The sequence below is a fragment of the Acidiphilium sp. JA12-A1 genome (assembly GCF_000724705.2).
Classification (GTDB): Bacteria; Pseudomonadota; Alphaproteobacteria; order Acetobacterales; family Acetobacteraceae; genus Acidiphilium; species Acidiphilium multivorum.
The window spans coordinates 1-622 of the sequence record NZ_JFHO01000266.1; the positions used below are offsets into that span (position 1 = coordinate 1).

Annotated in this window: 1 pseudogene; it reads left to right on the forward strand. The window is 66.6% G+C overall.

The window, feature by feature from the left end:
* Window positions 1–622: pseudogene (locus RT91_RS19810) on the forward strand (aminoacyl--tRNA ligase-related protein); the annotation flags it as partial.

The window sequence follows — 622 nt, forward strand, 5'->3', positions numbered from 1 at the left end:
AAGATCGGCCGGCAGATGGACCTCTTCCACATGCAGGAGGAAGCCGTCGGCAGCGTGTTCTGGCACGAGAAGGGCTGGCGCCTCTACCGCACGGTGGAGGCCTATATGCGCCGCCGCCAGGAGGAATTCGGCTATATCGAGGTCCGCACCCCGCAGCTGCTCGACCGCAAGCTCTGGGAAGCCTCCGGCCACTGGGACAATTACCGCAGCCACATGTTCATCGCCGAGGTCGAGGACGAGGACAAGGTCCTCGCCGTCAAGCCGATGAACTGCCCCTGCCACGTGCAGATCTTCAATCACGGCCTGCGCTCCTACCGCGAGCTGCCGCTGCGCATGGCCGAGTTCGGCGCCTGCCACCGCTACGAGCCCTCCGGCGCGCTGCACGGCATCATGCGCGTCCGCGCCTTCGCCCAGGACGACGCCCATATCTTCTGCACCGAAGACCAGATCGCCGATGAAACCGTCCGCTTCGTCGAGATGCTCCGCCGCGTCTACGCCGATTTCGGCTTCCCCGAATTCGCGGTGAAATTCGCCGACCGCCCGACCCCGCGCTCCGGGTCTCGAGGTGTGGGACAAGGCCGAGGCCGCCCTGCGCTCGGCCTGCGAAACCGCCGGCGTCGAA